Origin of the sequence: Paraburkholderia sp. GAS448 (assembly GCF_050435685.1) — a bacterium.
Lineage (GTDB): Bacteria > Pseudomonadota > Gammaproteobacteria > Burkholderiales > Burkholderiaceae > Paraburkholderia.
In genome coordinates this window covers 80,111-105,522 of record NZ_JBNDKT010000008.1, presented here as the reverse complement: position 1 = coordinate 105,522, position 25,412 = coordinate 80,111, and the positions used below count along the sequence as shown (strand labels likewise).

Here is a 25,412-nt window from a genome sequence, read left to right as displayed (position 1 = left end):
CGTGTGAAGGGATAAAACGCGTTATTCGAGTGCAGCGGCCGGCCCGAAGAATTCGTAGCGGCTCTGTTTCGCGGGTACACCCAGCGCTTTCAGATGCTTCTTGATGGCCTTCATGAAGCCCAGTGGCCCAAGGAAGTAGACATCGACATCACGCGTTTCCGGCAGCCATTCGTCCAGCTGTTGCGCGTCCAGCAGACCGTACGCATGGGCTTTTGCGTCGCCGGTGCGCTGATGCTCATAGCAATAGAAGTGCTTCAGTTGCGGATGACGTGCCGCCAGCCCATCGATCCAGTCGCGGAACGCGTGCACGCCGCCATGGCGCGCGGAGTGAATGAAGTGCACCGGGCGCTGCGTGGCGAGCGCGGCTTGCAGCATCGCGAGAGTCGGCGTAATGCCCACGCCGCCGCTGATCAGCACGAGCGTTTTGTCGTTGTGTTCGAGCTTGAAGTCGCCGGACGGTGCGAACAGTTCCAGCGTGTCGTTCTCGTGGACGTTGTCGTGCAGATGGTTCGACACCTTGCCGCCCGGTTCGCGCTTCACGCTGATGCGGTATTCGTGCCTGTTCGCGGCAGCGGAAAGGGAATAGTTGCGGCGCAGCTCTTCACCGTTGACGATCACGCGCATCCCGATGTACTGGCCCGGATCGAATTCGAGCACTTCGCCGCCGTCGACCGGTCGAAAATGGAACGACGTGATTTCCTCGCTTTCGGCCACCTTGCGTACGACGCGGAAGGTACGCGCACCGCGCCATCCTCCAGGAGCCTGTTCCTTTTCGGCGTAGATATTTTCTTCAAGGCCGATCAGCAGGTCGGCGAGCTGCTGATAAGCCGCGGCCCAGGCTTCGATGACGGCATCGGTGGCGATCTCCGGTCCGAGCACTTCGCGGATGGCGCGCAGCAGGCAGCCGCCTACGATCGGATAATGCTCGGGAAGAATCTGCAGGGCGACGTGCTTGCTGATGATCTGCGACACGAGGCCGCCAAGCTGTTCGAGCTCGTCGATATGACGGGCGTACATCAGCACACCGTTGGCAAGCGCGCGTGGTTGCGCGCCGCTCGCCTGGTGGGCCTGGTTGAAGAGCGGCCGGACCGATGGATTCTCGTCGAGCAGCATTTTGTAGAAGTGAGTGATCAGCGCTTCGCCGCCACTTTCGAGAAGCGGCACGGTAGCCTTGACGATGGTGCGATGTTCGGCGGTCAGCATATCGGTGGTTCCTTATCATGCGTGAGTGGAAGAGGGGAAACCGGCAGCTACCGGTTCCGCTGATTCACACTGCTATATACAGGTTCCGTGCCAGCTTGAAAGTCTTTTAAAATCAGTCACATCTGAATTTACGTGGTGAATATGACCCGAGTCGAAAAGACTACTGATGTAGTCACATTGACTGTTCATGCGGTGCTGGACGCGTTGATTCCACTCGTCGAAGACCTGTCGCGGGAGTTGCCGCACACGGAGCGTTACCGGCGTCTGCTTGAAACCCTGCGCACGCTTTTTCCCGGGGACGCCGCGGCGTTGCTGCGGCTCGAGGGCGACACGCTGGTGCCGCTCGCCATCAACGGCTTGAGCAGCGATACGCTCGGGCGGCGCTTTCGCGTGAACGATCATCCGCGCTTCGCGCAACTGCTCGACCAGCGTGAGCCGACGCGGTTCGCCGCCGATTCCGGTTTGCCCGATCCCTATGACGGCCTCGTGCAGGGTGTCGAAGGTAACCTCGAAGTGCACGACTGCCTCGGCTGCCCGCTGTATATCGATGACCGGCTGTGGGGGCTCATCACGCTCGACGCGCTCGATCCTGCGCAATTCGATTCGATTGATCTGCCGTCGCTGCAGGCCTATTTGAGTCTTGCGGCAGCGACGGTGAGCGTCGTGGAGCGCATCGACACGCTCGCGCGCAGCTCCGAAGAGGAGCGCCGGCGCGCGGAAGCGTATCGGCTCGCGAGCAGCCAGAGCCGTCGCGAGATGATCGGCAGCAGCGCGCCGTACAAACGTCTGATGGACGAGATCCGTGTCGTCGCGAATAGCGATCTGACCGTACTGATTGCCGGCGAGACCGGCGTCGGCAAGGAGCTCGTCGCAAACGCCATTCACGCGCTCTCGCCGCGCGCGGGCAAGCCGATGGTCAGCCTGAACTGCGCGGCGCTGCCGGATACGCTCGTCGAAAGCGAGCTGTTCGGGCACGTGAAGGGTGCGTTTTCGGGGGCGTCGACCGACCGGGGCGGCAAATTCGAACTGGCCGACGGTGGCACGCTCTTTCTCGACGAAGTCGGTGAGTTGTCGCTCGGTGTGCAGGCCAAGCTGCTGCGCGTGCTGCAAAACGGCCAGTTGCAACGCATCGGCTCGGACAGCGAGCACAAGGTCGACGTGCGGCTGATTGCGGCGACCAACCGTGACCTTGCGGGAGAGGTGCGTGAAGGCCGCTTTCGTGCCGACTTCTATCACCGGTTGAGCGTCTATCCGTTGTGGGCGCCGCCATTGCGTGAGCGCGGGCGCGACGTGCTGCTGCTCGCCGGTAACTTCCTCGAAGAAAACCGTTCGCGCCTCGGCCTCCTGAGTCTGCGCCTCTCCAGCGACGCGCAGGCCGCGCTGCTCGCCTATCCGTGGCCGGGCAATGTGCGTGAACTGGAACATCTGATCGGGCGCAGCGCGCTGAAGGCGCTCGCGCGTCATCGCGAGCGGCCGCGCATTCTGACGCTGACGGCGGCCGATCTCGCGCTTTCCGAAGCTGGGCGGGCAGCCATGACGTCGGAGGCCGCCGCTGCCGATGGCAATGCGCAGCCCGGCGACGATTTCCGCACGGCTGTCGCATCGTTCGAACGGACGCTCATCAGCGAAGCGCTCGCGCGTAACGAACGCAACTGGGCTTCCACCGCACGCGAGCTGGGTATGGACCGCGCGAACCTCAACCGGCTCGCAAGACGGCTGGGCTTGAAGTAGCACGGGCTGGCGCGCCCCACTCGCACGTCGGCGCGCTGCGCTGCGCCACCTCACCGGAGGCGGCCATGGGGCGCCTCGTTTGCCTCTCCGAGGCTGATCATTTTCGCCACGGTACGCACGGCCAGATAACCGATGAACAGTTGAAACCGCTCATCGTTCGCATCCCGCTCAGGCCGGCATCTTGCGGAACGCGATCGCGAAGCGGTTCCAGCTGTTGATCGCATTGACGAGCAGCGTCAGGTCGACGAGTTCCTCTTCGCTGAAGTGCGGCTCCACCGCTTCCCAGACAGCGTCGGGCACGTGCCCGTGTGACACGAGCGTGACGGCTTCGGTCCATTCGAGCGCGGCGCGTTCGCGATCCGTGAAGAACGGCGTTTCGCGCCAGACCACGACCGTTGCAAGACGACGCTCGGTTTCTCCGCCTTTTCGTGCATCGGTGGTATGCATATCGACGCAGAACGCGCAGCCGTTGATCTGTGATGCACGCAGGCGGACCAGTTCGGTCAGCGACTTTTCGAGGCTGGACTTCGCGATGCGTTCTTCCAGCGCGAGGAGGGCCTTGATGGCGTTCGGGTTGGCTTTGTAGAAGTCGAGACGGGATTGCATGATGGATTCCTCGGTTTGGGTTGTGCGTGCAGCGACGCGACATGAGGAAGATTAGGCTACTCACTGGTTCAGCAAAATGACCGGTTTTGACTTTTTGCAGGTAACCAGTGACGGGCCTGAAAAACGTCGGTAGCGCTTCCATATTTGTCAGGCTGAAAAAAATACGCCGGATTGTTTCGCTGCCTGTCGCCTATCTATTTGATTAACCTGGCGCTCGACGCCTGTGGTAATTTCCACTCTGATCTCCGCAGCTCGTAGTGCCGTTCAGCACCATTAGAATGCGCCGGATGTTCTGGATCGCGAATGCGCGCCGTGTCATCTGGCGATGAAAAAAGAGTCGCGCATAAACGGTTCCAGCAAGCTTCGCCACGTTGTTGGCTGCCGTTCGCGTATCAGGCATGCACAACCAGAGTGAGAGGGTCGAGGTGGCTCAAGGGCGGACATCTGCACGGCGGACATCTATCGCGATCGCGCTTCTCGCGTGGTCGAGCCTGACGGCGAGCCTCACAGCGTCTGCGGCGGAGCCCGCCGCCGAGCAGGCGCCCGACACGATGCAGGCTCGCGTGCTTGCATGTGCCGCATGTCATGGCGCGCACGGCGAGGGTACCGACAACGACTACTTCCCGCGTCTCTCCGGCAAGCCCGCGGGCTATCTGTACAACCAGCTGCTGGCGTTCCGCGACGGTCGGCGCAAGTACCCGCCGATGAACTATCTGCTTGCGTACCTGCCCGACGCGTACCTGAAAAAGATCGCCGATCACTTCGCTGCTGAACGGCCGCCGTTCCCGCAGCCGGCCACGCCCACTGTCGATGCCGCGACGCTCGCACTCGGTCAGACACTGGTGACGCATGGCGACCCCGCCCGCACGATTCCCGCCTGTGCAAGCTGTCACGGCGGTGCGCTGACCGGCATGGAGCCGGCCATTCCGGGCCTGCTCGGCCTGCACGCCAACTATCTGAGCGCGCAGCTCGGTGCATGGCGCTACGGCACCCGCAGTGCGGCTGCGCCCGATTGCATGAAGACGGTCGCCACGCGGTTGAACGAGCGTGACATCACGGCGGTCGCGGCATGGCTGGCGTCGCAGCAGGCGCCTGCGAACCCCTCGCCGGCCGCGGCTGGGTCGCTGAAGATGCCGCTTGAGTGCGGCAGCGTCCCTCACTAACCGGAGAACCGAATTGTCCGCTCTCCGACCCGTCACACCCTCTGGCACGCTCAGGATGCTCAGGACGCTCAGGACGCTCGCACGCACCGCCGGCCGCAGCGCGGCGCTCTTCTGTGCGGCATTCACGCTCGCGCATGCACAGGGCGCAACGCCTGCGCACAACGCCGAGCTGATTGCCCGTGGTGAATATCTCGCCCGCGCAAGCGACTGCATCGCCTGCCACACCATGCCGGCCGGCAAGCTGTTCGCGGGCACGCGTCCGATGGACACGCCGTTCGGCACGCTCTATACGCCGAACATCACGCCGGACAAGGAAACCGGCATCGGCACGTGGTCCGCCGACGACTTCTACAGGATGCTGCATGAGGGCAAGTCGAAGGATGGCTCGCTGCTGTATCCGGCGATGCCGTTCGCGTCCTATACGCGGATGACGCGCGCCGATTCGGATGCGATGTTTGCGTACCTGATGTCGGTGCCGCCGGTGCATCAGCCGAACCGGCCGCATGCGCTGCGCTTTCCCTTCAACAAGCGCGAGTTGCTGCTTGGCTGGCGCACGCTGTACTTCCGGCAGGGCGAATTCAAGCCCGATCCCACGCAGTCTGCCGAATGGAATCGCGGCGCGTATCTCGTCGAAGGCCCGGGTCACTGCGCGATGTGCCACACCGCGATCAATGCGCTGGGCGGCAGTTCGGCATCGAAGGCCTTCGAGGGCGGCCTGATCCCGATGCAGAACTGGTACGCGCCTTCGCTCACCTCGAACAGGGAGGCGGGCCTCGGCGACTGGAGCATCGAGGATATTTCCGATCTGCTGAAGAGCGGCGTCTCGAAGCGCGGCGCGGTGTATGGACCGATGGCGGAAGTCGTCTATGACAGCCTGCAGTACCTGAGCGATGAGGACATCCGCGCGATGGCGGTGTATCTGAAGAGCCTGCCGGAACGCAGCGGTCAGACGGCCACGAGCCCGAGCACCGCAGTGGCAGAGGAAAAGAACCTCCTGTTCCCGCTCGGCAAGAAGATCTACGAAGCGCAGTGCGCGGTCTGTCACGGCGCCGAAGGCAAGGGCAAGCCGCCGCATTTCCCGCCGCTTGCGCAGAACCAGTCGATCCTGATGACGTCGGCGGTCAACCCGATCCGCATGGTGCTGAACGGCGGCTACCCGCCGGGCACCGAGAAGAATCCGGAGCCGTACGGCATGCCGCCGTTCGCACAGACGCTGTCGGACGAGGAAGTGGCGGCGGTCGTCACCTTCATCCGCACGGCGTGGGGCAATCGCGGCGCGCCGATCACGGCGAGGGAAGCGAACCAGTTGCGTAGCGCCCCCCTGTATTGATGTCACTGAGTGAGCACAACGAGGCAGCCATGAGCGATTCCCCCTCCGACCGGACGCACAGCGCCGAAGATCAGGCGGTCGACGACATCGTGAGGCGTGGCCCGAGCGGCGCCATCGCGCTGGCGGGCACGGCGACCGCGATCGTCATCGGGCTGTGGTTTGCGTTTTACTTTTTCGTCTTCCTGCCTCGCGGCGTGATTCAGTGAGGCGCCCTGCATGGCCATGAACCCCGCACCCCACAGCCCCGACGCCGAAGAGGTCGCAGCGCGCATCGAGCGACGCTGGGCCATTCTGGTCGTCAGCATCATCGCGGTGCTGGTCGCGATGGTGATCTTCACCGGCCTGCACTGGGCGATGATGCCGCCGTCGCGCGTCGAGACCGTCGACCCGACGTCGCTGCATGTCTCCGGCGAATTCATCGAAAGCAACCTCGGTACGGCGCGCGAAAGCGATGGCTCGGTGACCGTGCGTCTGATTGCGCAGCAGTATTCGTTCACGCCGCAATGCATCGTCGTGCCGACCGACACGCCGGTGACGTTTCGTGCGACCAGCGCCGATGTCGTGCACGGTTTCCTGATCACCCACACCAATCTCAACTCGATGCTCGAACCCGGCTACATCTCGACCTTCAGGACGACCTTCGATCAGCCTGGTGAACACCTGATGCCGTGCCATGAATATTGCGGCGTCGGCCACCAGGACATGTGGGCGCACGTGCAGGTCGTCGACAAGGCGAAGTTCGCGCAGATGGCGGCCGCTTCGCGGAGGGTCAGCTGTGTTCAATAGCAAACGGGTCGTTCTCGCGCATTTCTGGCTCGCCTTCGCGTCGTTCGGCCTGGCGCTGCTGCTCGGCGCCTGGCAGATGATCGTTCGCAGCCCGCTGCATCCGTGGCTGAAAAACCCCGAGCTGTACTACCGCTCAGTGACCGCGCACGGTACGGCGATGGGCTACGTGTTTCCGACGCTGATCGCGATGGGCTTCGGCTACGCGGTGTCCGAACTGGCGTTAAAGCGCCCGCTCGTCGGTTTGAAGTGGGCATGGGCTGGCTTCTGGCTGGTGCTGGTAGGCACAGTCACGGCGCTGGTGCCGGTCGCAATGGGCCTCGCGTCGGTGCTGTACACGTTCTATCCGCCGATGATCGGCAACGCGTTCTACTACATTGGCGTCGTGCTGGTCGTGGTCGGCTCGTGGATCTGGGTCGCGCTGATGGGCATCAACATGAGCGTCTGGAAGCGCGAGAATCCCGGCAAGCCGGTGCCGCTCGCGATGTTCGCCACCGTGGCGGGCGCCTACCTGTGGGGCTGGACGGCGGTGGGCGCGGCGCTCGAACTGCTGTTTCAGATCCTGCCTGTCGCGCTTGGCTTCACGACCACGATCGACTCCGGTCTGGCCCGCGTGTTCTTCTCGTGGACGCTGCACGCGATCGTCTACTTCTGGCTGATGCCGGCGTATATCGCGTACTACACGATCATTCCGCGCGCGATCGGCGGGCGGCTGTACAGCGATTCGATGGCGCGCGTGTCGTTCATCCTGTTCCTCGTGGTGTCGATGCCGATCGGCATTCACCATCTGTTTGCCGATCCGCAGGTCGGCTCCGGCTTCAAGTTCATGCACTCGGTGTTCACCGCGCTCGTCACCGTGCCGACGCTCCTGACGGTGTTCACGATCAGCGCGTCGATTGAGATCGCGGCGCGGCTGCGCGGCGGCAAGGGCGCGTTCGGCTGGCTCAAGGCGCTGCCCTGGGACAACCCGATGATGCTGGCGGTCGCATTCTCGTTCGTGATGCTCGGCTTCGGCGGCGCGGGCGGCATCATCAACATGAGCTACCAGATGGATTCGACGATCCACAACACGCAGTGGATCACCGGGCACTTCCACCTGATCTTCGCGGGCGCGATCGTCATCATGTACTTCGTGATCGCGTACGACCTGTGGCCGCATCTGACGGGCCGCGCGGTGACGAGCCTGAAGCTGATGCGCCTGCAACTGTGGCTGTGGTTCATCGGCATGATCGTGACCACGTTCCCGTGGCATTACGTCGGCATCCTCGGCATGCCGCGCCGTATGGCGTTTTACGACTACACCGATCCGCAGATCGCGGCTCAGGCGGTCTGGGTGGCGATGTCGGCGGTGGGCGGGGTGATCCTGGTGATCTCGGCGATCCTGTTCTTTGTGATCCTGTATCGCACGCAACGCGGGCCGCGCATCACAGTTACGGAATACCGTTTCGCGACCGCCGTGCATGAGCCGAAGACGCTGCCTGTCGCCTTGAACAGCTTCGGCCTGTGGCTTGCGCTGATGATCGGGCTCACAATTGCGAACTACGGCTATCCGATCGGAGAACTGCTGTCGCATCCCGAGACCTCGGTGCCGGCCGTGCCGATTGGAGGACCGCGATGAGCAACGAACAACTGTTCTCGCTGCGCAATCCCTGGTTCAGGGTGACGGTTGGCGCGACGATCGCGGTGGTGGTGTTCTCGCTGGTCGTGGGCTTCATATGGCTGCCTTCGGTCAAGCAGGATGCGCCGTTCCAGGGGCTGTGGAACGCGATCTGCAGCGCGGCCGGGGTGCCGCAGAAATGGATGGCGGGCGTCGAAACCATCGAGCCGGCCTTCCACACCAGCACCGCTGAAATCACGCCGCAACTGTTGACGCATCCGACTGCCTTGTCGATCGGCCGGGGCGCCACGCTGGCGATGCGCTGCACGATGTGTCACGGCGAACGCGGCATGAGCGACGCGAATTCGCCGAATCTCGCCGGGCAGTATGCGGTAGTCATCTACAAGCAGTTGCTCGATTTTCAGTCGGGCGCACGGACCAATGCGGTGATGTCGCCGATGGTCAAGAATCTGAGCGATGAGGAGATGCGCGACGTCGCCGCGTACTACGCATCGCTGCCGCGCCCGAGGCTGGCTCCCGGCGAGAACCCGCCGATGCCGGACATCGTTGCGCACGGTTCGCCGATGCGTAACATCGCGCCGTGTGCGTCCTGTCACGGCGGCGTCGACAACAAGGCAGGCAGCCCATGGCTCGAAGGGATGCCAGCGGCGTACATCAAGGCGCAGTTGACGGCTTTTGCTTCAGGAACGCGCCACAACGACATCAGCGAGCAGATGCGCAATGTCGTACGGCATATGACGCCGCAGGAGGTCGAGGCCGCGGCTGCCTACTATGCTGGCGCTCACCCTGAGGAGCGATGATTTCCGGGGCTTCGCGCCGCGTGCGGCATGAGTTCAGGCGTCTCCCGTTGACGGGTTTCCACGCTTGCCAGTCGTCATTGCGGGTTGCCGTTACGTCGTGACGAAGCGTTCGCCGAAGCGACATCAATGGGCGCGTGCGCCTTTGGCCTTTTGTGTTTCTGCGGGCGGTTGCTGTTCCTCTACTGCCTCAGCGCCTGGCTGCTTCGCAGGCGTCGGCTCCTGTGAGCCGTCAGCCGCCGCAGTCAAAGCCCCTTCGCCCCGTACAAGCACGCTGCGCTGTGGATTCGAGATCTCGATCCCGCGTTGCTGGAAGAGGTCGAGGACGCGCCGGTTGAATTCACGCTGCACCCCCCAACGCGCGGTGTCGCGGCACTGGATCTGTCCGGTGAGTGTGACCGACGCGCCGTCCACCGCGTCGACGCCCCAGAAGGCGAAGTCGGACAGGATGCCGTTTTTGAACCTGTCGTCGTTGCGCAGCGAGGCACCGATTTCCTTCAGCGTGGCGATCGCGAGATCGACGTCCTGTCCGTACGCGACGCTGACCTTTACCGCCGCATTGCCGAGCCCCCGGTTCGTGTTGTTGACCGTCGACACCGAACTGAAGGGCACGGTGTAGAGCGAGCCGTCGCTGCCGCGCAGACGCACCGTACGGATCGACAGATATTCGACCGTGCCGGACACACCCGCCAGCGTGACCCAGTCGCCGACCTGCATGGCGTTTTCCATCAACAGGAAGATGCCGGTGATGAAGTCCTGCACGAGTTTCTGCGAGCCGAAGCCGAGCGCGACGCCAAAGATGCTCGCACCTGCGAGCAGCGGCGCGGTGTTGACGCCAAGCTCGGAGAGACCCGTCAGCACGACCACCAGCGCAATCACGACGAAGAGCGCGGTGCGCAACATGGGCAACAATGTGCGCAGGCGCGCGGCGCGCACGAAATCACCGCTCGACGTCCAGAGCGCGAGCCGTTGTTCGACGGACGCGTTGACCGCTTCCCATACGAAGAGCGCGATCACCGCGGCGATCGCGATCGTCACGAGCGCCGACGCGAGCCGGTGGCCGATCGTGCCGGGATGAAACAGTTGCCACAGGTTCAAACCCCATACCTGCAGCAGCGCGAGCGCGGTGACGACCACGATCAGCGTAGAAAGCACGCGGCGCAGCAGCGGATAGTAGCGATACGCATGCTGCTGGGCGATCGACCGTTCGTCTTCCTCTTCGACATTGAACACGCGGCCGAGCGCGCCGAACACGACGATCGAAACGACTCGCGCAGCGACCAGCACCGCAATCGAGATCCCGCCGAGATGCAGCAACGCCTCATAGCCATTGCGCACGTCGAGCGCCCACACGAACCAGAGCGCCATCACGACAAACACGGCGAGGCCGGCCCACACGTCGGCCAGCCAGTTGCCGATGAACGCCAGCGAAGGAAGCGCCGCACTGCGTTCGCGGATGCGCGCGGCAACGGGGCGGCGGCATTGCAGGATGAGGATCGACACCATCACGTGCGTGACGAGCGCGACGGTTTTCACGATCGCGAGATGGGCGTCGTCGTTCATGCCCAGGTGCACGGCGACTTCCGCCACACCCGTGCCGACGCCGATCACGACCGCAATCCAGACGACCCAGCGATGCGTGAGCGCAGCCCAGCGGTCGCCCATTCGCCACAGACGCAGCGCCGGTGCGTCGGGCTGCAGGAAAAAGCGGCTGATGATCACGGCCCCCCGGCACGCGACGTAGATGTCGATCAGCGCGTCGAGCGCACTGCCAGCGGGCGTGCCGTCATCGGAGAGCACGGACATCAGCGCGCTCGCCACAATCACGAAGACGACGAGCGGTATCAGCCGGAACAGCGTATGCAGCAGTGCGCCGGGCAACCGCCGTAACACCGACAAGGGGTGTGTGATGCGCCATTTGCCGCTCGCGCCTTCGACTTTTTCGTCAAGGGGATGGGGCGCGCCGCTGACTGCTTCGGCGGTCGCGACGGCCAAGGCGTGCGCGTCCGCCTCCTGTTCACTTTCCCTTGCTTCACGGAGGTTGTTCGCGCTGCGCCTGGCCGTCGACTCAGACGCCTTGCGAAGCACACGGCCAGTCAGCCATTCGAGCGCGAGGGCGGGCAGCAGCGCGGCGAGCAGAGTCCATGTGACCCGGCCGAGCATCGCATGTCCTTGCGGACTGGCCAGTTCGTCATGCCACCATGCGCGTACCGACGCCACGTCGAGCAGCGCTGCCACCGAGCGGCGCAGCGCCGAGCCGACATTGGCGAGCCAGTGCGCGCCCTGGCGCGCAAGTTGCGAGGCGAGGCCGTTCCGCTGAAGTGCCTCTGCGACGCCGCTGGCCGTGCTGCTCGCCGGTTCGGCGGCGGAAGCCCCCGCCGGCGCCGACGCCGACGCCGGCACGGCGCTGAGCGCGCCAGCCGCGACAACCGCGCGCAGCGTGTCCTCGATCTGGGCGCGCCGTTGCGGGTCGTTCAGCACATCGAGTGCCTGGCGGGCCTGATCGGGTGTCAGTGCGACCGCTGGCGTGGCCGAAGCGCCGCCAGCGGCAGCAGCCGCCGACGTTGACGAAGCGGCAAACGCTGACAGCGCGAACGTGACCAGAAAACAGGCAATCAGTAATTTACGCATGGTGTGGAGAAGACGGGGAGTCAGATGCGCGACGTACGCGCCGGAGTGCGGGCCGGTACACCTGCCCATTCAACCGACAACGGCCCGCGCACACAAGTTCCTGCCGGATTGACCTGATCCGGCCCTCGGGCGGGGTCCGGCGGCGGCTATCGCGTGCGGTCCGCCGGGCGGCAATCAGGCCGCTTCCCGCTGTCGGAGGAGGCCTTCGCGCAGATATCGCGCGAATTCCTGTGCGGCGGCTTCACCGCCGTGGCGGGGCAAATGCAGGTTGATCGAAAAGTTCGGCAGCGCGGGCAGGCCGGCGTCCGCGCCGAGGATGTCGAGGTCGGCGGGCACCGTCGAGGCCAGCCATGCGGTGACGGCGAGATCCGTCCGCACTGTCGCGGTCGTCGCCTCGATGTTGCCATTCTCGAACACTGTCCGCCATTCGAAACCCTGGTCGCGCAGCGCGGCAAGCACCACCGGGCGGAACGCGCAGGTGTCGGTGACCATCGACACGGGAAGGGGGCGTTTCAGACGCGCACGGCCACCGCGTGCGCCGACCCACACCAGCGGCTCGACGCGCAGACATTCGCCGGTTGTCGCACCAACCGGTTCTTCGATGATCGCGAGATCGATGTCCCCTGCGGCGAGCGCATCGGCGAGTTCCGGCGACGACCCGCAGACGAGCGAAATGTCGATCTGCGGCCACGCTTCCGTGTATGCCCTGAACACCGGCGCAAGCGTCGTGCCAACGAGGTCATACGGTACGCCGAGCCGCACGCAGCCCTGCATTGCGCTCGCGCTCATCTCTGCCCAGATTTCGTCGTTCATGCCGAGCAGGCGCCGCGCCTTGCCGAGTAGCCGCTCGCCGACCGGCGTCAACCTGAGGCCGCGCCGGTCGCGCTCGAACAGGGTACAGCCCAGCGCTTCTTCAAGCCGCCTGATCTGCTGGCTGACCGCGCCCTGCGTCAGGTGCAGGCTGTTGGCCGCGACCGTCATGCTCGCGCTGTCGGCGGCCGTGACGAACGTGCGGACGAGGGTGATATCGAGGTTCCTTGCCATGCTCAGCATTATATTTACTAATGCATGACATTCAAGAATATGGTTTCCCTAATGCTGGGCGGCGGCCTACAGTCTGACATCGTGTCAATAACCACGCGCAGCCATGCTCCCCGTCAATTCCGTCGCACCGTTGATCCTGTTTGCTGTCGTGTCCACGCTGACACCCGGCGCCGCGACCACGCTCGCGACCGCCTCGGGCGCGCGGTTCGGTTTCCGTCGCTCGGTGCCGTTGATGGCTGGCGCCGCGGCGGCCCTGGCGTTGCTCGCGGCGGCAGTCGCGGCCGGACTCGCGGGCGTGCTGCTCGCCGCGCCATCGCTTCAACTGGCGATGAGGCTGGCCGGCAGCGCCTATCTGTTGTGGCTCGCCTGGAAGATCGGCCGCAGCGGCGCACCTGAATTCGATACCGACGTGGCGGTGCCGCCCACCTTCATCGGCGGCGCCTGCGTGCTCTGGTTGAATCCCAAAGGCTGGGCGATGGCGTTCGGCGCGGCGGCTTCGTTTTCGGTGCTGGCCGACGGGCCGCTGCATCTCGCGGCGCTGCTCGGCTCGGCGTTGGGTCTGGCGGCAGCCATGTCGTTGTGCCTGTGGTGCGTCGCCGGGGTGCTGCTCGCCCGTGTTCTGAAAACCCCGCGGCAATGGCGGATGCTCAATATCGCATTGGGCTTGCTGCTGGCCGTGTCGATTATTCCCATGTGGAGCAAATGATGAGCAAGTCCGTTTTTGCGGAAACAGTCGATCTGTCGGCCGCCTTCGAGGCGGTCCATGAGCACTGGTCGCCGAAGGTCGTGGCGCAGGTCAACGACCAGTACGTCAAGGTGGCGAAGGTGCAGGGCGAGTTCGTCTGGCACAGCCATGATGGGGAGGACGAATTGTTCTGCGTCGTGCGCGGTAATCTGAAGATCGAGTACGAGCACGGCCGCACGGTAAATCTCGCGGCCGGGTCGATTCATGTGGTGCCGCGCGGCACGCTGCACAAACCCATGGCCGACGACGAATGCTGGATCGTCCTGATCGAGACGGTTACCACGAAGCACACAGGCGACGTCGATACTCCGTTGACGAAGACGCTGGCACAACAGCTTGCGTAAGTGTTCGGACTGGTCGCCGCGTCATGCGCTGATGAACCATCGAATCAGCACTGTCAAGGTGAGCGAGAGACTCACGATGATGACGGCCGCAAAACCAGGACCGAACAGATGCACCGTGAGCGCGGCGCGTTCGTCGAGCGGATCGGAGGGATCGGGCCGATCGAACGGACCGGGCGCATCGGCATGCATGTCAGGGTGCATGTCGCTCGCGTGCGGGCCGGTGCAGGGACCAGGCGGAGATTGTCTGGCAGGCATCGCTCACTCCCTCGGTGCATCACACGGGAAAGCTTGCGCGCACGCGGTGATTACCGCAAAGCATGATCGGATATATCTGCGATAAGAATCCGACATGGTCGAGCGTTCCGGGCCGCTCGACCGCAAATGCCATCGGTGTGTATCGGGTTTCAGCGCCGCTTGCGGATGCCGGAAGGGTTCGCGCTCCCAGGCAATCGCTGTTCATCTGCGTCAACTGGCGGGAGCGAGGCTGATTACTCCAGCCGCCATGCAACCCGCCCGGCGCGCAGGCTGCGCAATGTCAACGTGGCGAGCGTGCCGGTGACGATAGCTGTGAACAGATAGAGGCCCGCGGGCCCGGTGAGTCCCATCATCGCCGATGCGAGCGTCGGGCCGCAGCTTGCGCCGATCGCGAAGATCATCAGGAGCCCCGCGCTGACTGCAATCCGCTGCGATGCAAGAATGCTGTCGTTGACATATGACGTAACGACGCCATAGAGCGAAAACACGACGCTGACATAGAGGTACCCGATCGCTTCGGCGAACGCGCCGCTATGGAACAGAAACAGCAGCACGCTGCACGTCCCGGACAGCAACGCGATGCCAAGCATGATCAGCCGGCGGTCGAAGCGGTCCGCAAGACGCGCGACGGGCCATTGCGGAAGGAGCGCGGCGAGCAGCGCAAAGCCCATGAAATGCGACACATCGGCTACGGGATAGCCGACGTGCCGCATGAACACCGGCTGCATGGTGTAAAAGCCGCTGTTGAGCATGCCGGCTGCGAGACACCCGAACGCGCCGAGCGGCGCGAGCCGGAACGCCGTGCGCAAACCGGAGAAGCCGAGCGCGAGCCGTGCGGTGCCGGTAGGGCTGTCGTGATCCGCATGCGCGACCGGCGCGGTATTGGCCAGCGCGACCGGAATCAGCGACGCCGAAAACAGCGCGCTCACCACGCTGAACAGGATAAAGCTGGACGTATCGGCAAGACCGATCAGGAACTGTCCCGTGCCGACGCCCAGATAGTTCGTGATCAGATACGCGGAAAATACGCGGCCACGCTGCGCATTGCTTGCCACCGCATGCAGCCAGCTTTCGACGACCGTGAAGATACCGACAAGGCAGAACCCGGTAATGAACCGCAGTGCGACCCATACGGCCGCCTCGCTCCAGAGCGGATAGCCGAGCGCGCAGCACGCCGACGCGGCAGCGAAGGTCACGAACGCCCGATGATGGCCCACCCGTCCGATCAGGACGCCGCCCCACAGCGCCCCGATCAGAAACCCCACGTAGTACGCCGACTGCACGATACCGACGACGATCGAGGGCGTCTGCTGCTGGATCAGACGCAGCGAAATCAGTGTGCCGAGCAGGCCGTTGCCGGTAATCAGGATGGCGTAGCCGACAAGCAGGCTGACTGTGGATTGCAGGCTGTCCGGCGTGGCGGCCGATGAAGTGGGTGCGGCCGGCGGCGCGGCGTCGAGGGGCAGGTCGCCGGCCGGGAACGGCACGTCGCTTGCGCCGAACGGCTTGACCGATGCGGATGGCTGCAGGTCGTCCGGCAAGGAGGACATGCCCGCCTGGTCGCGGGTCCATGATTCGTTCGCCGGTTTCATCGTGAGCGCCTTGTGCCGGACAGTGAGGGTCGTGCTTCCGACTGTACTGGCTGCTGGCGCGGCGGCATCGCACCAATGCGACGCTGACTTGCCGGGAAGCGACGTTCTGGAGCGGCGATCTTACCCTGCAACCGATCCGGCGGGAATGCCGAACGTACCGTCGACCACCTCCGCGAACGTACGTTCCTCGCGAAGAATGAAGCGCTTCGTCTGCGCCAGCCTGAAGTTCGCGAGCGACTCGGGATCGGTCTTCAGCCGCGCGCGATAGGCTTCGTAGGCCGCGAGACTGTCGAAGGCGATCAAGCCCCACGCGATGTCGTTGGTGCCTTCGTGAGGCAGGAAGTAGCCGACCAGATGGCCGCCGCAGCGCGGAATAATGCGGCCCCACTGCTCGGCATATTCCTTGAAGACATCGCGCTGGAAAGGGTCGATCTGGTAACGGATGAAGCAGGTGATGGTCATGTGTGCGCTCCCCTGGGACCGGCCCGGCAGGTGTCCGGGCATGTTTGCAGTATGCGCACCGCAGAACGGGAACGTTTCACGCGAAGCTGAAGCATGGATGTCGAATCCGCCAACCTGTAGTCAGTCTGGAGATTCAGGGGCGTTCGAACCAGCGTCCGGCGCGGACACGCCGCTGTCGGAGTCCGCCTTTTCATCGTGCGGTGGCACGTCAAACGCAATGAAGCCAAGAATCAGCCGCACCATCTGATCCTCGAATGCCGCGGTCCTGAGCAATTCCGGCCGTTCGAGCGACGTGGCAAGCACGACCCCGGAAATCGCGCGAAACAGCACGAACCGCGCTTCATCGGATGCGATCCGCTCGCCGAGTTCCGGGTTTTCGTTCTTGAGCGCGTTCGAGATCAACGCGAAATAGTTGCGCATGCCTTGCGCCAGTTCAGTGTACGCGGGCGCATCCGCCCACTCGGCACGCAGAATGCCGTAAAGGCGTGGGCGCTCGCCAATGAACTCCGTCATCACGCGAATCATCCGTCGTGTGTTGACGCCTGTGCCGAAGTGCGCCGGGTTTTCGAGCACTGTCTCCATCATCGACGTAAGGCGTGTGAGTTCGCGCAGCGCGAGCGCTTCGACGAGACCTTCCTTGTTCGGAAAGTACTGATAGACCGCACCGATGCTGAAGCCCGCGATGTCCGCGACGCGCTGCGTGGTCACGCTACTGCTGCCGTGGTTTTCCAGTATCCGCGCAACGGCTTCGAGGATGGCATCGCGCGCAAATGTCGAGCGCGCCTGCTTCGGCCGTCGGCGGGCGGGCGGAGTGTTGTTCTTTGTAATTTTGAAACCTCGTTGATGCTGGCTGACGAAAGCGCAAGTCGTCCCGCGCTGGTGTCACGACAGTGCAACGGCCGTCTTGCCCGCCCTTTTCTGAATCCCCGAGGCGATGGCTGACCGGCTGTTCTTCGCTGCGAAGTCTATCTGGAACGCCGCAAGCGCGCGATCGAAAAAGTATCCCATCGAATCAAAGGTTTACAGCAATGCAAATCGCATATTCAGTGTTTGAATGTGCGCTACCGCTTATGCGAGCGCAGCATCGCCGCCGCGCAGGCTGCTCCGGCGAATGCGCATGCCGCGGATACCAGCGCCACAGCCCGCAGCGCGGCGCTGATCGCATCGGCTTGCGCGACCGCCAGCGGCGTGTGAGAGGGCGCCTGCAGGCCGCCGGCGGCAGGGAGCGCGGCGGCTTGCGGCTCCAGCAACTGCCCGCTTCGGTGCGTGTCGAGTGGGACGTTCAGGTCATGAAGCCGCGTCGACAGCACTGCGTTATGCGACCACACGAACACGATGCCCAGCACCGCAATCGCCAGCAACCCGGCCACGCGCGCCACCGCGTTGTTGATGCCGGAGGCGACGCCGGTGCGCTCGCTCGCGACGGCGGTCATCACGGTGGTCGTGAGCGGCGCGACGGTGATCGTCATGCCAAGCCCGATGACGGCCATCGCGGGAAAGAAGCCGCTCCAGTATGTTCCGCTGGCAAACGGCAACGCGAGCATCGCGAAGCCTGCACCTGCAACGACGGGTCCCACGGTCAGCAGCGCGCGCGGTCCGAAGTGCGCCGTGAGCCCGCCCGTGAAGCGCGACAGCAGGCCGATGATCACCGGCACGGGCAAGAGCGCCGCGCCGGCTTGCGTGGCGCTGAAGCCATGCGCGCGGATCAACGTGAACGGCAGGAAAAAGAACACACCGCTCAGGCCGAAATAAAGCAGCAGGGTGACGACATTCGCACCGACGAAGTCGCGCGAGCGAAACACATCGAGCGGCATCATCGGATTGCTGCTGTGCCATTCGATCGCGATGAACGCGATCAACACGAGCACGCCGATCCCGATCGAACCGAGCACCAGCGAATGAACGAGGCCGCGCGACGAAGCGATCGTCAGCCCATAGGTGAGCGCGGCAAGCCCGCCTGCGGCGGTGAGCGCGCCGGGCCAGTCGAGTTGACGTGGCCCATCGGCCTTGTGACTGTTGGGCACCGACATGACAGCCAGCAGGATCGTGACGCACGCGAGCGGCACGTTGAGAAAGAAAATTGCGCGCCATGAGAACGCGTCGACGAGCCAGCCGCCCGCGACCGGCCCGACTGCCGAGGTGATCGCGCCGACGCCCGCCCATGTGCCGATCGCCTGCCCGCGTTCGCGATCATCGAATACGGCGCCGATGATCGCGAGACTGCTCGGCACCAGCATGGCGGCGCCGATGCCCTGCACGGCGCGCGCGGCGATCAGCGTGCCGGACCCCGGCGCCACGCCGCATGCCACCGAGGCGAGCGTGAAGAGTCCGATGCCTGCGACGAACACCGTGCGCCGGCCGAGCAGGTCACCCATCGAACCGCCCACCAGCACCAGCGAGCCGAGAAAGAGCAGGTAAGCGTCGACGACCCACTGGATCGCCGCGACGCTCGCGCCCAGTTCGGTTTGAATCGACGGCAGCGCGACGTTGACGACCGAGCCGTCGATGAACGCCATGCTTGAGCCGAGGATGGTCGAGGCGAGCGCCAGTCGCTTGCGCATGCACGGGCGATCCACCGTGGTCGGTTGCGTGCGGATGACGAGTTCATCGCACGGGGTGGCTTGCGCGGCGACGGCGTGCGTTACGCGGCGCGGCTTGGCGAGACGATCCGGATCGGCCACGGGCACCCCTGCGCGGAAAGTGAGCCACCAGCATAACAATCCGCGTCAACGAGCGACAGGCGTACTGAGGCGCATTTTTAGCCGATCGTCGAAATTTTCGCCGCGCGCCATGAGCGGGTCTTGTGAGCGTATCGCGCGGCACGCAGCGATCTGGGCCAAAATGCCCCTTTTACCGATCTGTTTCGACCGACTCCAGTCAGAGCATGGCGCTGAACAACCTGTTACGAAAGCTCGACCTCACGACGCTGCAACTGTTTCTGGCGGTCTACGAAGAGCGCACGCTCACGCGCGCGGCCGAGCGCGAGGCAATCGCGGTGTCCGCCGCGAGCAAGCGGCTGCTCGAACTCGAACACGCGGTGGGCTCCGCACTGTTCGTGCGCAAGGCGCGCGGCATGGAACTCACACCTGCCGGCGAGACCTTGTTGCACCACGCGCGCCGCGTGCTGCGCGACATCGAGAACATCGGCCTCGAACTCGCCGAGCATGCAACGGGCGTGATCGGCTACGTGCGCATGATGGCGAACCTGTCGGCGATCGTCGAATTTCTGCCTGAGGATCTGCGCGCCTTTCTCGCGATCAACGACCGGGTGAGGATCGAACTCGAAGAGCGGCCGAGCGGCGGCGTGATTGCGGCCGTCGCCGGCAGTCTGGTCGACCTCGGCATCTGCTCCGGCGATGCGGATACTCGCGGAATGCACGTTACGCACTACCGGCACGATCGCCTCGTGATTGTGATGCGCGACGACCATCCGCTTGCTGGCCGGGATAGCGTGACGTTTGCAGACACGCTCGACAGCGACCACGTCGGCCTGCACGCGGCCAGTTCGATCAACATGCGCACCCATCTCGCCGCGCGTCAGGCAGGCAGGCCCTTGCGGCTGCGCATCCATGTGCCGGGGTTCGACGCCGTGTGCCGCATGGTGCAGGCGGGCATGGGGCTCGGCGTGCTGCCGCTCGATGTCTACAACGCGATCGGGCGTTCGCTGGGTCTGACGGCCGTGACGCTCGATGAAGAGTGGGCCGCGCGCAGCCTCATCATCGTTGTGCGCGATGTCGACGCGCTCTCGCCTGTGAGCCGCCTGCTGTTCGACCACCTGAGTACCGTCGAAGGACGCACGAGCCGCACCCCGCTTCGCTGAGCGAGCGTTCGCGTTTCGCGAACGCTGCTTGCCGAAATGCGGTTGGACGCGGTGACGGGTGCGCTCCTAAGCTGTCTCCCATTCGAGATACAGTCAGGAGACAGCACCATGAGTGGCCCCCTCGAGGGTATCCGTGTCATCGAAATCGGCACGCTCATCGCCGCACCGTTCGCCGCCAGGATGCTTGCGGAATTCGGCGCGGAAGTCATCAAGATCGAAGCGCCGAATGACGGCGATCCGCTGCGCAAGTGGCGCAAACTCCATGAAGGCACGTCGCTGTGGTGGTATCTGCAGTCGCGCAACAAGAAATCGATTTGCGTCAATCTGAAATCGGCTGATGGCATCGACGTCGTCAAGCGGCTCGCGGCGGACGCCGACATCGTCATCGAAAATCTTCGTCCCGGCGCACTCGAACGGCTCGGTCTCGGCTGGGACGTGCTGCACGCACTCAACCCCAAGCTGACGATGGTGCGTATCTCCGGATACGGTCAGTCCGGCCCGTATCGCGACCGGCCAGGCTTCGGCGCGATCGGCGAAGCAATGGGGGGCATCCGCTACACGACAGGCGAGCCGGATGGTGCACCGGCGCGCGTCGGCGTGAGTCTCGGCGATTCGCTTGCGTCGCTGCATGGCGTCATTGGCGCGCTGATGTCGCTCCTGCGCGTGAAGACCGGGCAGGGCGACGGACAGGTCGTCGATGTCTCGCTCGTCGAAAGCGTGTTCAACCTGATGGAAAGCCTCGTACCCGAGTACGACCTGCTTGGCCATGTGCGCGAACGCAGCGGCGGCGCCTTGCCCGGCATCGCGCCATCGAATACCTATCCGAGCGAAGACGGAGGTTATGTCGTGATCGCCGGCAACAGCGATCCGATCTTCCGCCGTCTGATGAACCTGATCGGCCGCCCGGACCTTGCCGACGATCCGTCATTGGCGCACAACGATGGGCGCGCGGCGCAAAGCACGATGCTCGATCAGGCAATCTCCGCGTGGACCTCGCATCACTCGACGGATGACATTCTCGCCGCGCTGGAACAGGCCCAGGTGCCCGCCGGCCGCATCTATTCGATCGAGGACATCGTCGCCGATCCGCACTATCAGGCGCGCGGGATGCTGTTGCAGGCGAGCCTGCCGGATGGCACATCCGTGAAGATGCCGGGCATCGTGCCGAAGCTGTCGGACACGCCGGGCGAAGTGCGGTGGCCAGGACCGACGCTCGGCGAACACACCGGCACGGTGCTCGCTGGACTCGGTTTCGATCCTCACGAAATCGAGCGGCTTCGCCGCGAAGGAGCCGTGCAATGAACGCGTTCAATCACACACTGCAGGACCGGCTCATCGTCCAGGAAGTCGCGCCGCGTGACGGGCTTCAGATCGAACCCACATGGGTTGAGACCGACGACAAGATCGCCTTGATCGACAGCCTCTCGACGGCCGGTTTCACGCGCATTGAAGCAGGCTCGTTCGTCTCGCCGAAAGCGATTCCGGCGCTCCGGGACGGCGAGGCCGTGTTTCAGCGCATCAGGCGCGCTCCGGGCGTGATCTACATTGCGCTGATTCCGAACGTGAAGGGTGCCGAGCGTGCGATCGCCGCCCGCGCCGACGAGCTGAATCTGGTGATGTCCGCCAGCCAGACGCACAACCGCGCGAACATGCGGATGAGCTGCGAGCGCTCGCTGAGCGGCTTCGGCGATATCGTCGCGCTTGCCAAGGGATCGCCCGTCACACTCAACGGCACGGTGGCGACCGCGTTCGGTTGCCCGTTCGAAGGAACGATCGACGAAAACCGTGTGCTGGCCATTGTCGATGCGTATCTCGAACTCGGCATGCACGGCATCACGCTCGCCGATACCACCGGCATGGCGAATCCGCGTCAGGTTGCGCGGCTCGTCGCGCGGGTGCTCGAGCGCATCGGGGCAGATGCGCTGACCCTGCATTTTCACAACACGCGCGGCCTTGGGCTTGCCAATGTGCTGTCGGCTTACGAGGCGGGCGCGCGCCGTTTCGATGCGGCGCTCGGCGGCCTCGGCGGATGCCCCTTTGCGCCCGGCGCGTCGGGAAACATCTGCACGGAAGATCTCGTGAACCTGTGCAACGAAATGGGTATTCCGACCGGCATCGATCTGGCCAGGCTGATCGGGCTGTCACGCGGATTGCCCGCGTTGCTGGGGCATGACGTACCCGGACAGCTGGCCAAAGCCGGCCGCAATGGCGATCTGCACCCTGCGCCCGAGTACGTGCGCAGCATCGTCTGAACCCGCAACTTTCTTCAGCAAAGATACGACCGGACGGCCCGTCAGCCAGTCCGGCACGGAGACAAGCATGAGCGACCTGAGTGCCGTCAAGGCAGACATTCTTCCGGAAACCAGCGAGGGGACGAGCGCGATTATTCGCAAGGTCGCGTGGCGGCTGATGCCGCTCATCATGATCTGCTACCTGTTCGCGTTCTTCGACCGCATCAACATCAGCTTCGCAAAGTTCCAGCTACAGACGGATCTCGGCTTCAGCGATACCGCGTATGGCCTTGGCGCGAGCCTCTTTGTGATCGGCTACGTGCTCTTTGAAGTGCCGAGCAACATGATGCTGTACAAGGTCGGCGCGCGGCGATGGATCGCGCGCATCATGATTTCGTGGGGGCTTGCGACGGCGGCGATGGTGTTCGTCAGCCACGAGTGGCAGTTCTACGGCCTGCGTTTTCTGATCGGCGCGATGGAAGCGGGCTTTGCGCCCGGCGTGCTGTACTACCTGACGCTGTGGTTTCCGGCCAGCTATCGCGGGCGCATCACATCGCTGCTGTTCCTCGCTTCGGCGTTTTCCGGGCTGGTGGGGGCGCCGCTTTCCGGGCTCGTTCTCAGTCATCTGAGCGGCGTATGGGGTATGCCCGGCTGGCACTGGCTGTTCCTGCTCGGCGGCCTGCCGTGCGTTCTGCTCGGCGTGCTGGTCCTGAAGCTGTTGAAGGACCGCATCGAGGATGCCGGCTGGCTGTCGGGTGCGGAGAAGGTGTACCTCTCTGCACGGATCGCGCAGCAGCAGCCGCGCCACACCGGCGGTCATTCGCTGTTCGGGGCGATCAGGACGCCCGGCTTCCTGACGCTTGGGCTCATTTACTTCCTGATCCAGGTCGCCTCGTATGGTCTCAACTTCTGGGCGCCGCATCTGATCCGCGCCGCAGGCACGCAGAATCCCACGGTGATCGGTCTGCTGACGGCGGTCCCCTACGTGTGCGGCGCGATCTGCATGGTGGTGGTCGGCCGGATGTCCGATGCATCGGGCGAGCGACGGAAGTTTGTATGCGGCCTGCTCGTGATGGCTGCGCTTGGCTTCTTCGCAGCGGGCCTCTTCGACAAACAGACCGGCTTGCTGATCGTTGCGCTTGGCGTGATGGGCGCCGGGGTGGTGGCGTCGATTCCGGCCTTCTGGGCGCTGCCGCCGAAGCTGTTGACCGGGGCGGGCGCGGCGGGCGGCATCGCGCTCATCAACACGCTGGGACAACTGGGCGGGATCGTGAGCCCGGTGATGGTCGGACGCATCAAGGACGTGACCGGAAGCACGACGCCGGCGCTCTATGTGATCGGCGCGATGAGCCTGATCTGTGCGCTGATCCTGTTGTACGGCGTGCCCGCCGCACTGCGCAGCAAGGACTATCCGGCGGGGCGTTGAGCCGCTGAAGGCAGGTGACCGCGAGGCTTGCCGGTCAACTGCTTTCGTACACTAACAAGCGGGGGGCCATCACTGACTATCACCGATCCAGATTTTCCTTGATATCGAATGAAGCGGTAACGGTGCCATTGCTTGTGCCGAGTCGGCTTTGTATGGTGTATTCCTGTTTGACCCGCGCAAATGAGAGCGTTACACGCTCCCAATAATTGCCTCCCACACAGTCCGGCTCAACACCGCTAATGATCACATCGCCCATCGTGATTTTGAGGAAATCAAGCGGCACGCCGCCTGCCTTGCGTACACAGAGAATGACCTCAGGGATATGGCGGCCTGTGAGGCAGTAGCGCATGAGATTGGGGCTTGCGCGGTCGATCTGGTGGAGAAACTGAAGATCGTTGATAGTGGCTTTGCCAGCGCCGCCGCCCGAGCCCGACATCATTGACGATGGCTGGAACATTTTCCAGTGCCAACCAGTCACGTCAATCTCGCCTTCATGGACCTCATCCTGTGATTCGCCAGCAATGCCAGCAATCTTGATAAACATATCAGCCATGTACTCTTCGGTTTGTGTTTGGGATAGTCAGTGTGGGTGAGTGCATCGCCATGCAATGACGCTTGCGGGAACAACGATCACGGTGGCGAACAGATAGGCGATGATGAATAGCAGCAGGCTTAATGCGCCTTCAATGTCGTACGAATCGGGGTAATAGTGTGGGTCGGGCTCGACCTTGCGCAGCACCCATTCAATGCCGTGCTGAAGCCAAAGCGGCACATCCCATGAGATATGCAGAAAGAGCCCTGCGAGCAGATGGCCGAGAAGGAACCACACCACGAATGATGCGAGCCACCACCCGAGCACCGTGATGCGCCTCATCGGACTTCAACCTTGCCATATGCCTTCAGATCGCTATTGCCTGGCACTGGCATCGAAGGTGAAGAAAGCCGTATGTAGTGCTGCAGGCGCTCAAAGTCTTTCGGATTCTTCACGGTAATACATCCTTCGCTTAGGCGCATATCGCCTTCGGGGTGCAGGCGAAAGGCTCCGCGCCTGATGCCGTGAATGATCGTGGTATCACCGCCGTGGGCATTCCACAGCATGAACCATGTACGATGATCGGTGCTGGTGATGTGCGCCTTGATCCAGTCCCACAGCCACCCGAGTCGCCCGCCTGACTGCCGGTCGACCAGATAGTAGGTGCCTGGTGGCAGTGCACCCATATCGGGCATATCAACAGCGTTCGGATTGTCTCGCCCCTGCTTTTGCCCCGAATAGGCTTCGACCGAGCCGAAGCCCGCGCACGTCAATTGTGATGTTTCTCGATTATTGAGCGTGAAGGTGCAAAAAACGGTCATGTGTGGACCACCTCAACACGGCCTCGCTAAATGTTTCACTGCGTGCGATTGCGCGATAGAGAATGGGCGTGGATTTGTCGATATCCTTTTCAATCGAGAGCGGGTGATGAATGCGCGAGCCAGTGAGCATTCCGGTGTGTCCATCGGTGGGCGCATGCATGCCGTGCGCGATGCTCAATACCTCGATACTGCCTTCGCGGCCGAGCACTTCGCTTGATGCCCGTATCGGGGTACCGTCCGCAACTTTCAACCACAAATGCAAGGGACTTGCCATATAA

General features: G+C 63.7%; 26 protein-coding genes. 13 read left to right on the top strand and 13 right to left on the bottom strand.

What is annotated here, in order from left to right; translation table 11 throughout:
* Window positions 1-21 precede the first annotated feature (21 nt).
* A complete protein-coding gene (hmpA, locus tag P3T23_RS17150) occupies window positions 22-1,203 on the bottom strand; it encodes an NO-inducible flavohemoprotein (RefSeq protein ID WP_429317350.1) in 1,182 nt (393 codons plus the stop codon).
* 141 nt (window positions 1,204-1,344) lie between these two features.
* Here hmpA and norR point away from each other — a divergent pair, with 141 nt between their 5' ends.
* Window positions 1,345-2,934: a nitric oxide reductase transcriptional regulator NorR gene (gene norR, locus P3T23_RS17145; RefSeq protein ID WP_429317349.1), complete on the top strand. Its 1,590-nt coding sequence runs from the start codon at window positions 1,345-1,347 to the stop codon at window positions 2,932-2,934.
* A gap of 168 nt (window positions 2,935-3,102) precedes the next feature.
* Here norR and P3T23_RS17140 read toward each other — a convergent pair whose 3' ends face one another.
* Window positions 3,103-3,540, bottom strand: a complete 438-nt coding sequence (locus P3T23_RS17140) for a carboxymuconolactone decarboxylase family protein (RefSeq protein ID WP_429317348.1) — start codon at window positions 3,538-3,540, stop codon at window positions 3,103-3,105.
* Between the two features lie 551 nt (window positions 3,541-4,091).
* On the opposite strand from P3T23_RS17140, the gene P3T23_RS17135 reads away from it, so the two are divergent.
* Genes P3T23_RS17135 through P3T23_RS17110 form a run of 6 tightly spaced genes read left to right on the top strand, consistent with a single transcriptional unit; the run spans window position 4,092 to window position 9,234 of the window.
* Window positions 4,092-4,703, top strand: coding sequence for a c-type cytochrome (locus P3T23_RS17135; RefSeq protein ID WP_429317503.1), 612 nt, complete (start codon window positions 4,092-4,094; stop codon window positions 4,701-4,703).
* A gap of 55 nt (window positions 4,704-4,758) precedes the next feature.
* The gene (locus P3T23_RS17130) at window positions 4,759-6,033 is read left to right on the top strand and encodes a c-type cytochrome (RefSeq protein ID WP_429317502.1); all 1,275 of its coding nucleotides are present in this window, start codon (window positions 4,759-4,761) and stop codon (window positions 6,031-6,033) included.
* Window positions 6,034-6,062: 29 nt separating this feature from the next.
* Window positions 6,063-6,239, top strand: coding sequence for a hypothetical protein (locus P3T23_RS17125; RefSeq protein WP_429317347.1), 177 nt, complete (start codon window positions 6,063-6,065; stop codon window positions 6,237-6,239).
* A 10-nt stretch (window positions 6,240-6,249) separates the two neighbouring features.
* Window positions 6,250-6,819: a cytochrome C oxidase subunit II gene (locus tag P3T23_RS17120; protein WP_429317346.1), complete on the top strand. Its 570-nt coding sequence runs from the start codon at window positions 6,250-6,252 to the stop codon at window positions 6,817-6,819.
* Window positions 6,809-8,434, top strand: coding sequence for a b(o/a)3-type cytochrome-c oxidase subunit 1 (locus P3T23_RS17115; protein ID WP_429317345.1), 1,626 nt, complete (start codon window positions 6,809-6,811; stop codon window positions 8,432-8,434). Before P3T23_RS17120 ends, P3T23_RS17115 begins: the two co-directional genes overlap by 11 nt.
* Window positions 8,431-9,234, top strand: coding sequence for a c-type cytochrome (locus P3T23_RS17110; protein ID WP_429317344.1), 804 nt, complete (start codon window positions 8,431-8,433; stop codon window positions 9,232-9,234). The genes P3T23_RS17115 and P3T23_RS17110 overlap by 4 nt, the downstream gene beginning before the upstream one ends.
* Before the next feature lie 123 nt (window positions 9,235-9,357).
* Here the strand turns inward: P3T23_RS17110 and P3T23_RS17105 are convergent, their stop codons facing one another.
* Both P3T23_RS17105 and P3T23_RS17100 read right to left on the bottom strand, forming a co-directional pair.
* Window positions 9,358-11,862 carry a mechanosensitive ion channel domain-containing protein gene (locus P3T23_RS17105; RefSeq protein ID WP_429317343.1) on the bottom strand — a complete coding sequence of 835 codons (2,505 nt, stop codon included), beginning with the start codon at window positions 11,860-11,862 and terminating at the stop codon, window positions 9,358-9,360.
* Window positions 11,863-12,036: 174 nt separating this feature from the next.
* On the bottom strand, window positions 12,037-12,906 hold the full coding sequence (locus P3T23_RS17100) for a LysR substrate-binding domain-containing protein (protein WP_429317342.1): 870 nt from the start codon (window positions 12,904-12,906) through the stop codon (window positions 12,037-12,039).
* A gap of 103 nt (window positions 12,907-13,009) precedes the next feature.
* On the opposite strand from P3T23_RS17100, the gene P3T23_RS17095 reads away from it, so the two are divergent.
* Together P3T23_RS17095 and P3T23_RS17090 are read left to right on the top strand one after the other, a co-directional pair.
* Window positions 13,010-13,612 (top strand): LysE family translocator, encoded by a 603-nt coding sequence (locus tag P3T23_RS17095; protein ID WP_429317341.1) that lies wholly within the window; start codon window positions 13,010-13,012, stop codon window positions 13,610-13,612.
* The gene (locus P3T23_RS17090) at window positions 13,612-13,995 is read left to right on the top strand and encodes a cupin domain-containing protein (protein ID WP_429317340.1); all 384 of its coding nucleotides are present in this window, start codon (window positions 13,612-13,614) and stop codon (window positions 13,993-13,995) included. Before P3T23_RS17095 ends, P3T23_RS17090 begins: the two co-directional genes overlap by 1 nt.
* Before the next feature lie 21 nt (window positions 13,996-14,016).
* Here P3T23_RS17090 and P3T23_RS17085 read toward each other — a convergent pair whose 3' ends face one another.
* The 5 genes from P3T23_RS17085 to P3T23_RS17065 all read right to left on the bottom strand — a co-directional run bounded on the left by P3T23_RS17085 (window position 14,017) and on the right by P3T23_RS17065 (window position 18,985).
* Window positions 14,017-14,250 (bottom strand): hypothetical protein, encoded by a 234-nt coding sequence (locus P3T23_RS17085; RefSeq protein WP_429317339.1) that lies wholly within the window; start codon window positions 14,248-14,250, stop codon window positions 14,017-14,019.
* A gap of 233 nt (window positions 14,251-14,483) precedes the next feature.
* Complete coding sequence (locus P3T23_RS17080; protein ID WP_429317338.1) at window positions 14,484-15,842, bottom strand: MFS transporter; 1,359 nt, start codon at window positions 15,840-15,842, stop codon at window positions 14,484-14,486.
* A 120-nt stretch (window positions 15,843-15,962) separates the two neighbouring features.
* A complete protein-coding gene (locus P3T23_RS17075) occupies window positions 15,963-16,304 on the bottom strand; it encodes an NIPSNAP family protein (protein ID WP_429317337.1) in 342 nt (113 codons plus the stop codon).
* Window positions 16,305-16,424: 120 nt separating this feature from the next.
* Window positions 16,425-17,132 carry a TetR/AcrR family transcriptional regulator gene (locus P3T23_RS17070; RefSeq protein WP_429317501.1) on the bottom strand — a complete coding sequence of 236 codons (708 nt, stop codon included), beginning with the start codon at window positions 17,130-17,132 and terminating at the stop codon, window positions 16,425-16,427.
* Between the two features lie 233 nt (window positions 17,133-17,365).
* Window positions 17,366-18,985 carry an MFS transporter gene (locus P3T23_RS17065; RefSeq protein WP_429317336.1) on the bottom strand — a complete coding sequence of 540 codons (1,620 nt, stop codon included), beginning with the start codon at window positions 18,983-18,985 and terminating at the stop codon, window positions 17,366-17,368.
* Window positions 18,986-19,188: 203 nt separating this feature from the next.
* Between P3T23_RS17065 and P3T23_RS17060 the strand changes: the two genes are divergently transcribed.
* The 4 genes from P3T23_RS17060 (at window position 19,189) to P3T23_RS17045 (ending at window position 23,781) form a co-directional block, all read left to right on the top strand.
* A complete protein-coding gene (locus P3T23_RS17060) occupies window positions 19,189-20,124 on the top strand; it encodes a LysR family transcriptional regulator (RefSeq protein ID WP_429317335.1) in 936 nt (311 codons plus the stop codon).
* Window positions 20,125-20,232: 108 nt separating this feature from the next.
* Window positions 20,233-21,426: a CaiB/BaiF CoA transferase family protein gene (locus tag P3T23_RS17055; protein ID WP_429317334.1), complete on the top strand. Its 1,194-nt coding sequence runs from the start codon at window positions 20,233-20,235 to the stop codon at window positions 21,424-21,426.
* Window positions 21,423-22,376: a hydroxymethylglutaryl-CoA lyase gene (locus P3T23_RS17050; RefSeq protein WP_429317333.1), complete on the top strand. Its 954-nt coding sequence runs from the start codon at window positions 21,423-21,425 to the stop codon at window positions 22,374-22,376. Before P3T23_RS17055 ends, P3T23_RS17050 begins: the two co-directional genes overlap by 4 nt.
* A gap of 67 nt (window positions 22,377-22,443) precedes the next feature.
* Entirely contained in the window at window positions 22,444-23,781 is a 1,338-nt protein-coding gene (locus tag P3T23_RS17045) for an MFS transporter (RefSeq protein ID WP_429317332.1), read from the top strand.
* 79 nt (window positions 23,782-23,860) lie between these two features.
* On the opposite strand, the gene P3T23_RS17040 is transcribed toward P3T23_RS17045, so the two are convergent.
* The 4 genes from P3T23_RS17040 to P3T23_RS17025 are packed head-to-tail and all read right to left on the bottom strand — an operon-like array spanning window position 23,861 to window position 25,408.
* A complete protein-coding gene (locus P3T23_RS17040) occupies window positions 23,861-24,334 on the bottom strand; it encodes an Hcp family type VI secretion system effector (protein ID WP_429317331.1) in 474 nt (157 codons plus the stop codon).
* 27 nt (window positions 24,335-24,361) lie between these two features.
* Window positions 24,362-24,655, bottom strand: coding sequence for a hypothetical protein (locus tag P3T23_RS17035; RefSeq protein ID WP_429317330.1), 294 nt, complete (start codon window positions 24,653-24,655; stop codon window positions 24,362-24,364).
* Complete coding sequence (locus P3T23_RS17030; RefSeq protein WP_429317329.1) at window positions 24,652-25,134, bottom strand: DUF2778 domain-containing protein; 483 nt, start codon at window positions 25,132-25,134, stop codon at window positions 24,652-24,654. The genes P3T23_RS17035 and P3T23_RS17030 overlap by 4 nt, the downstream gene beginning before the upstream one ends.
* Window positions 25,103-25,408 (bottom strand): type VI secretion system tube protein Hcp, encoded by a 306-nt coding sequence (locus P3T23_RS17025; protein ID WP_429317328.1) that lies wholly within the window; start codon window positions 25,406-25,408, stop codon window positions 25,103-25,105. Before P3T23_RS17025 ends, P3T23_RS17030 begins: the two co-directional genes overlap by 32 nt.
* Window positions 25,409-25,412 lie beyond the last annotated feature (4 nt).

Coding starts and splice junctions, on each gene's coding strand:
- hmpA (WP_429317350.1), bottom strand. CDS start 1,203: ATGCTGACCGCCGAACATCGCACCATCGTCAAGGCTACCGTGCCGCTT.
- norR (WP_429317349.1), top strand. CDS start 1,345: ATGACCCGAGTCGAAAAGACTACTGATGTAGTCACATTGACTGTTCAT.
- P3T23_RS17140 (WP_429317348.1), bottom strand. CDS start 3,540: ATGCAATCCCGTCTCGACTTCTACAAAGCCAACCCGAACGCCATCAAG.
- P3T23_RS17135 (WP_429317503.1), top strand. CDS start 4,092: ATGCAGGCTCGCGTGCTTGCATGTGCCGCATGTCATGGCGCGCACGGC.
- P3T23_RS17130 (WP_429317502.1), top strand. CDS start 4,759: ATGCTCAGGACGCTCAGGACGCTCGCACGCACCGCCGGCCGCAGCGCG.
- P3T23_RS17125 (WP_429317347.1), top strand. CDS start 6,063: ATGAGCGATTCCCCCTCCGACCGGACGCACAGCGCCGAAGATCAGGCG.
- P3T23_RS17120 (WP_429317346.1), top strand. CDS start 6,250: ATGGCCATGAACCCCGCACCCCACAGCCCCGACGCCGAAGAGGTCGCA.
- P3T23_RS17110 (WP_429317344.1), top strand. CDS start 8,431: ATGAGCAACGAACAACTGTTCTCGCTGCGCAATCCCTGGTTCAGGGTG.
- P3T23_RS17105 (WP_429317343.1), bottom strand. CDS start 11,862: ATGCGTAAATTACTGATTGCCTGTTTTCTGGTCACGTTCGCGCTGTCA.
- P3T23_RS17100 (WP_429317342.1), bottom strand. CDS start 12,906: ATGGCAAGGAACCTCGATATCACCCTCGTCCGCACGTTCGTCACGGCC.
- P3T23_RS17095 (WP_429317341.1), top strand. CDS start 13,010: ATGCTCCCCGTCAATTCCGTCGCACCGTTGATCCTGTTTGCTGTCGTG.
- P3T23_RS17090 (WP_429317340.1), top strand. CDS start 13,612: ATGAGCAAGTCCGTTTTTGCGGAAACAGTCGATCTGTCGGCCGCCTTC.
- P3T23_RS17085 (WP_429317339.1), bottom strand. CDS start 14,250: ATGCCTGCCAGACAATCTCCGCCTGGTCCCTGCACCGGCCCGCACGCG.
- P3T23_RS17080 (WP_429317338.1), bottom strand. CDS start 15,842: ATGAAACCGGCGAACGAATCATGGACCCGCGACCAGGCGGGCATGTCC.
- P3T23_RS17075 (WP_429317337.1), bottom strand. CDS start 16,304: ATGACCATCACCTGCTTCATCCGTTACCAGATCGACCCTTTCCAGCGC.
- P3T23_RS17060 (WP_429317335.1), top strand. CDS start 19,189: ATGGCGCTGAACAACCTGTTACGAAAGCTCGACCTCACGACGCTGCAA.
- P3T23_RS17055 (WP_429317334.1), top strand. CDS start 20,233: ATGAGTGGCCCCCTCGAGGGTATCCGTGTCATCGAAATCGGCACGCTC.
- P3T23_RS17050 (WP_429317333.1), top strand. CDS start 21,423: ATGAACGCGTTCAATCACACACTGCAGGACCGGCTCATCGTCCAGGAA.
- P3T23_RS17045 (WP_429317332.1), top strand. CDS start 22,444: ATGAGCGACCTGAGTGCCGTCAAGGCAGACATTCTTCCGGAAACCAGC.
- P3T23_RS17040 (WP_429317331.1), bottom strand. CDS start 24,334: ATGGCTGATATGTTTATCAAGATTGCTGGCATTGCTGGCGAATCACAG.
- P3T23_RS17035 (WP_429317330.1), bottom strand. CDS start 24,655: ATGAGGCGCATCACGGTGCTCGGGTGGTGGCTCGCATCATTCGTGGTG.
- P3T23_RS17030 (WP_429317329.1), bottom strand. CDS start 25,134: ATGACCGTTTTTTGCACCTTCACGCTCAATAATCGAGAAACATCACAA.
- P3T23_RS17025 (WP_429317328.1), bottom strand. CDS start 25,408: ATGGCAAGTCCCTTGCATTTGTGGTTGAAAGTTGCGGACGGTACCCCG.